Origin of the sequence: Fructilactobacillus sanfranciscensis DSM 20451 (assembly GCF_001436035.1) — a bacterium.
In the GTDB taxonomy this organism is placed as follows: domain Bacteria; phylum Bacillota; class Bacilli; order Lactobacillales; family Lactobacillaceae; genus Fructilactobacillus; species Fructilactobacillus sanfranciscensis.
Genome location: NZ_AYYM01000037.1, coordinates 1 through 4,932 on the forward strand (window position 1 = coordinate 1; position 4,932 = coordinate 4,932).

Sequence of the window (4,932 nt, forward strand, 5' to 3'; positions counted from 1 at the left end):
AACTTTATGGGTTCACATCATGATTTAAAATTCGGTGCTGTTTTTGTTTATTTAAATACTTGTGGCTCCATTCGATTAATTGTCTTGTTATTCAAGATCCAATATAAGATTCCAATTTGAAGTGGTGCAGAAATACAGTTTTTGACTAATCGCATTGGTAAGAAATACCAGAAATTAGTGTGCGCTAAGATTGAAACCCAGTAAGAATTCATGAAGATATTAATGACTACTGTGATTAACAATACCACCACAATAATTCTTACTAGTCCAATCTTAGGATGTTGAAAAAACGCAAAACTGTAAATCAAAGCCGCAACGACTGCTGAAAGGGCAAACCCAATAAAATAGGCTTGACCACTAATCATCGTCGAAATAAAATCTACGATGATGGCAATTCCGACTGACCAAAACGGTCCATACCAACGTCCGATTAAGGCAGCGGTAATAAACGCGAACCCGAATTGGACATTGGCATTTCCTACAACTAAACGGCTAAGGACAATCTGAATCGCCATTAAAATGGCAAGATAACTGATCCCTTTGAGACTAAGAGGGCGTAAACCCCACTTCTTGAAACTTTCCATTTTGACATCTCCTGTCAGGAGCTGCCACCAAAAGGCGGATCTTAGTGGCGAATGCGAAATTAGAACCGCAAACGTTGAAGTTTTTTGTCCGATGTTCACATTCCGTTCCATCGACACTTAACGCGCTAATTTCTACTCCGATAAATTTTTGTTACAACTTGATTATACTCGCTCAGTTGGGTGATTGCTAGTTTCTGCGAACAATGTATGGGTTGCGTCCTAAATTCGTTGGACATTTTCCGCATTATTCATCGTATAGAGGTGAATTCCATCGACATTGTTCGACAATAAATCAACAATTTGTTCAATTGCATAGTTAATCCCAGCATCACGCCTTGATTATTGCGAAAATGATCCATAATATCAACGAATTTTTGAGCATAGGGCGGATACCATTAGTTAATTATAATTGTGGAAAAGTTAGTCACCATTTTTCTCTTTTTCTAATCCAAAAAGCTTTATAGCTTATCAATTTTAAGTTCTTTTAAAATATCAATGGTTGCTTTAGTTTGTTCTTGTTGATATTGTGGATTAACCTTTTTATCAAAAGTCGAAATATTAAACAAATAATCTAAACTAACGTCAAAATACTTAACTATTTTAAACAAACTCTTAACAGCAGGGGCGTTCCGATTATCATACCAGCGATAAATGGTAATAGCAGAAACCGAAGTTGCATCTGTTAAATCCTCTAAAGACATAGTGGTACGATTACATAAATTTTTAACTTGTTCTGCAATTTGGTTGATTTCCCAATCAGTAATTTTACTATGAGCAGGGTATTTAGGATCTTTAATCGAACGTGGTTGTTCAATTAGTCCAAACATATAATCCAGGCTAACATCTAAATAAACAGCTGCAAACACAATATTTTTCAAGATTTTTACTTTAGAGTGAGTTCTTTTATTTACTAGGGCTTGTATAATCGGATTAATATCTAAAGTAGGATCTTCGACCTTTCGAGCAATAGTAACCTTTAATAAATTTTTAACCGTATTACCTAAATAGTTATTAGCATTATCGTAAGTAAAACGATTCTTCTGTTTCAATTTAAAATCACGCACTAATCGATTACCTAAACTATTCTCTACATTTTGGGTATCATGAACATCTAGTAGGGCATAAATATCAGGAAGATCTAAATAATCAGCAATTTTTTGTAAACCCGAGCGATTAGGGACTCGGCTTACTTTTCCTAAATTACGATTAATTTTATGATTTTTACCTTGATATCCCCAACGATAAAAAGTATTAGTAGAAATCCCTAAATCTTTTAGTAGTTTATCCGCAGGGATACCTTTTTTTAAAGCAAGTGCTTCAATATTAGCAGTTAAAGTCATTATAATTCCTTTCTAGGCTTAAAGCCTAAAACCTTAATCTTATCTGGTTGAAAACCATTCCAATGCTGATCAGTAGTAACAACATAAGGCAATTGAGTTAAACCTTCTTTTTTAAGTTTATGTAGCATAGAAATGTCTTTTAAAATATCAATCTCTTTAAAAGTAATTCCAGCTCTTGTTAAAGCTTGCTTAGTCATTTTACATTGGATGCAATTGGTCTTAGTATAAATAGTAACTTGGTTCACAACTGATTCCTCTTTTTCTTATTTCTTATCTACAATTATATAATAACATCTATTTACTATATTGTCAATAATAAAATATAAAAATAGCATTAAATAATTAGGGAAGGGGATAAAATGAATTTAAATAAGCTATTACAAAACGTTAAAAGAATAACAACCCCTAGTTAGACGTAATACCTAGTTAGAGGTTGTTTTTTTACTATATTAAATTATTCACCACATGAACACAGTAGCAATGAGAATCGTAACCGAGTTTTGCAACGGTTTATTTTCAAGGGATAAGCCACTTAAATGTCTTAATTGGCATATATCAATCGAGATCTTCTTGCTTAATTTACGTCACTAAATTCGTTCAAGTTATTTCTTGTAGTCTGCCATAATTTAATCCCCCACAAGAATACTATATATATCCAAGACATAACTGCAATTACTCTTGCTACTATTAGTAGCATCGATGGCTTATAGGTAACTTCAATATTGTATTTTCCCTTTGGAAGATTAGTGAGAACGGTTCCCCGATCTGATATTTGTGTGTCAACAAGTCGATTATTTATATATACTCTAGTATTATGATATTGCAAAGCTGGTAGATTAATGATAGAACGGCGATTAGTATTTACTAAATAATGAATTTCATTTGCTTTACTATACTGCCTTAGTAATTTCTTATGACCATTAATATAAGAAACTCTATTTAGAACCGATTCTACATTTTCAATCGCCTTCATTGGCATATAATCTGTTTCACCATACAGCGCTCCATAAGAGAACTGCTTATTGTAAGAAGAATTATTAATAATAATTGGTAGGTCCTTCGCATCCCGAAAGGTTTTATAATTTCCCGTCCTTTGAGACGTTAATACGGGAACTGTACCATCAGAATTAGAGTTTCTAGCAATGATTGGGGAAATACTTCCAGCATATAAAACTGGCATTATTAAAACAATTCCCCAATTGATAACATTTTTATTGACTTTATCAAATTGCAAAGTAAACAAAATTTTAGATAAAGTGATCGCTAAGAAGGCAATGGCATAACCAGTATACCTATAAGGAAACTGAATAATTGCTAATGGTGTTTTAATAAAGTAATGCCAGGGAAAAGCTGTAGTTATCATCCAGGTGAAAAGTACCCCTAACAAGTAAACCCACATATACTTAGAGTTCTTATCGATAAGTAACCAGCCAAATATCAATGTGAACAACAATATTAAGCCGATTCCACCTTGACGAAGAGTTCCATTTGATGCTTGACAAAGCGCTCCATTTGATACTGCCGATACAAAGAAGTCGCCTGCTGATTGCATAAGCATAAATCCAGGATTAGGTCTAAATAAATCTCGATGGAAATAATCAGTAAATAATGGAATAAATTGCCAAAGGGATAACAAAATGAATAAGCCAATTGATTTTGCTAATATAACAAACTTACTTAGTTCAATTTTCTTATTCTGAATAAGATAACATACTAGTATTGCAGCACAAACTTCTACAGAAATAAATAGACTTACATAATGCGTATAAGCCATCATCGTCATTCCAATTGCTAGTATCACCCATTTATCTTTGTAAATGACATTATACATTCCTAACAATACTAAAGGAATAAACATATATGCTTGTGCTTCACCTAATACGTAATTATTCAATGTTAGGTAAAGATGGTAGGGAGCAATCATGTAAATTAACGCAAAAAATAGTGATTGCCAAGTAGCCTGCTTATCAAAAGATTGCATACAAAAGAATGCTATTAGCCCAGTTGCCACAAAAAGTAACCATACATAAATCAAGTAAGAGGCAATTGGCGTAAAAAACAATTTCAAAAATGCCCATGGATACAAGAAAAATGTTGGGTAGAATAGAAAATTACCATTACCAACCTTACTAAAAGTATCCGTTGCACTGTATGTAAAAAAGTGTCCTCGTGTTAAGTTCAAATATAACTGCTGAACACGAGCAGCGTGAAAACTCCAATCAGAATGAACACCTAATTGATTTATCTTGAAAAAAGGAATAAGTATCAACAACGATAAAGCAATAATTATTAATATCGGATATATTTTCTTTAGCTTATAATACATGAGTTCTCCTCGTCATAGTTAAAATTGTATAAATTCTAGGTTTGTCACACATTTTACGGATTAATAATTCATTTTCTCCATAAAGAAACTCCTTTCGGTAATCAGAATAGTGATCGTATTGCTAGTAACGTTATTAATTCAAACGTATTAAAATCCTCGTAAAAATACAAATAGAAACAAAAGTGGCAGTGCTTGAACACTGCTACTCTTTACCAAAAACCGTTTAAAACGGTGGCTTCATTCTATACTTTGTAAAAAATCTGTTAGGCTAAGGCGATTGTTTTTTTGCTTATCATCTTTACCCATAAGATATAACTTCCTCAACGCACTTTCATAACGATGATATTCTGAACTATTAGGGTCACAACTGCTAGCAGCAACCTCGAAAAAATCAATCAATTCCATAACTGTTCCCGTTTCTAACAATTTCATAATTATCTCCTTACTACATATAATCTGCCTGTTCAACAGAAACAGTATGAATATTTTTATCACGTTGAATTTCTTCTGCAAGTTTGTTTTCAACTAATCCAACTCTAATCTTGCGTAAATAAGCATTGTTATTTACAGTAGGATGAAATTCTAAATAATATGCCGCAATGTGTGACAATAGTTCGTCAGCGTTACCAGTATCTTCCGAATTCCAATATGCTTTTAAAATAATTTTATCCATAATTGGCGA

The 4,932-nt window shown here is 32.8% G+C and carries 6 protein-coding genes, 2 pseudogenes and 1 riboswitch; of the genes and pseudogenes, 1 reads left to right on the forward strand and 7 read right to left on the reverse strand.

What is annotated here, in order from left to right; all coding sequences use genetic code 11:
- Nucleotides 1-47: 47 nt before the first annotated feature.
- From FD36_RS06060 to nrdH, 4 genes and pseudogenes are all read right to left on the reverse strand, one after another.
- On the reverse strand, nucleotides 48-584 hold the full coding sequence (locus FD36_RS06060) for a folate family ECF transporter S component (RefSeq protein WP_056958784.1): 537 nt from the start codon (nucleotides 582-584) through the stop codon (nucleotides 48-50).
- A 43-nt stretch (nucleotides 585-627) separates the two neighbouring features.
- Nucleotides 628-726, reverse strand: a riboswitch (THF riboswitch).
- Between the two features lie 77 nt (nucleotides 727-803).
- A pseudogene (locus FD36_RS06720) lies at nucleotides 804-958 on the reverse strand (methylenetetrahydrofolate reductase); the annotation flags it as partial.
- A gap of 84 nt (nucleotides 959-1,042) precedes the next feature.
- A complete protein-coding gene (locus FD36_RS06065; RefSeq protein WP_056958786.1) occupies nucleotides 1,043-1,924 on the reverse strand; it encodes a helix-turn-helix domain-containing protein in 882 nt (293 codons plus the stop codon).
- Nucleotides 1,924-2,169 (reverse strand): glutaredoxin-like protein NrdH, encoded by a 246-nt coding sequence (nrdH, locus tag FD36_RS06070; protein WP_202813173.1) that lies wholly within the window; start codon nucleotides 2,167-2,169, stop codon nucleotides 1,924-1,926. Before nrdH ends, FD36_RS06065 begins: the two co-directional genes overlap by 1 nt.
- 210 nt (nucleotides 2,170-2,379) lie before the next feature.
- On the opposite strand from nrdH, the pseudogene FD36_RS06590 reads away from it, so the two are divergent.
- Nucleotides 2,380-2,515 (forward strand): annotated as a pseudogene (locus tag FD36_RS06590) (IS30 family transposase); the annotation flags it as partial.
- Here FD36_RS06590 and FD36_RS06075 read toward each other — a convergent pair.
- The 3 genes from FD36_RS06075 to FD36_RS06770 form a co-directional block, all read right to left on the reverse strand.
- Nucleotides 2,499-4,250 (reverse strand): glycosyltransferase family protein, encoded by a 1,752-nt coding sequence (locus FD36_RS06075; protein ID WP_056958789.1) that lies wholly within the window; start codon nucleotides 4,248-4,250, stop codon nucleotides 2,499-2,501. The pseudogene FD36_RS06590 and the gene FD36_RS06075 overlap by 17 nt on opposite strands.
- A 237-nt stretch (nucleotides 4,251-4,487) precedes the next feature.
- A complete protein-coding gene (locus tag FD36_RS06080; RefSeq protein WP_056958791.1) occupies nucleotides 4,488-4,682 on the reverse strand; it encodes a hypothetical protein in 195 nt (64 codons plus the stop codon).
- A 13-nt stretch (nucleotides 4,683-4,695) separates the two neighbouring features.
- Nucleotides 4,696-4,932, reverse strand: a 237-nt coding sequence (locus FD36_RS06770; RefSeq protein ID WP_162255843.1) for a hypothetical protein, incomplete at its 5' end; no start/stop codon positions are given.

Bases quoted from the DNA above. Each gene is read 5' to 3' on its own strand.
- FD36_RS06060 (WP_056958784.1), bottom strand. From the start codon at position 584: ATGGAAAGTTTCAAGAAGTGGGGTTTACGCCCTCTTAGTCTCAAAGGG.
- FD36_RS06065 (WP_056958786.1), bottom strand. From the start codon at position 1,924: ATGACTTTAACTGCTAATATTGAAGCACTTGCTTTAAAAAAAGGTATC.
- FD36_RS06075 (WP_056958789.1), bottom strand. From the start codon at position 4,250: ATGTATTATAAGCTAAAGAAAATATATCCGATATTAATAATTATTGCT.
- FD36_RS06080 (WP_056958791.1), bottom strand. From the start codon at position 4,682: ATGAAATTGTTAGAAACGGGAACAGTTATGGAATTGATTGATTTTTTC.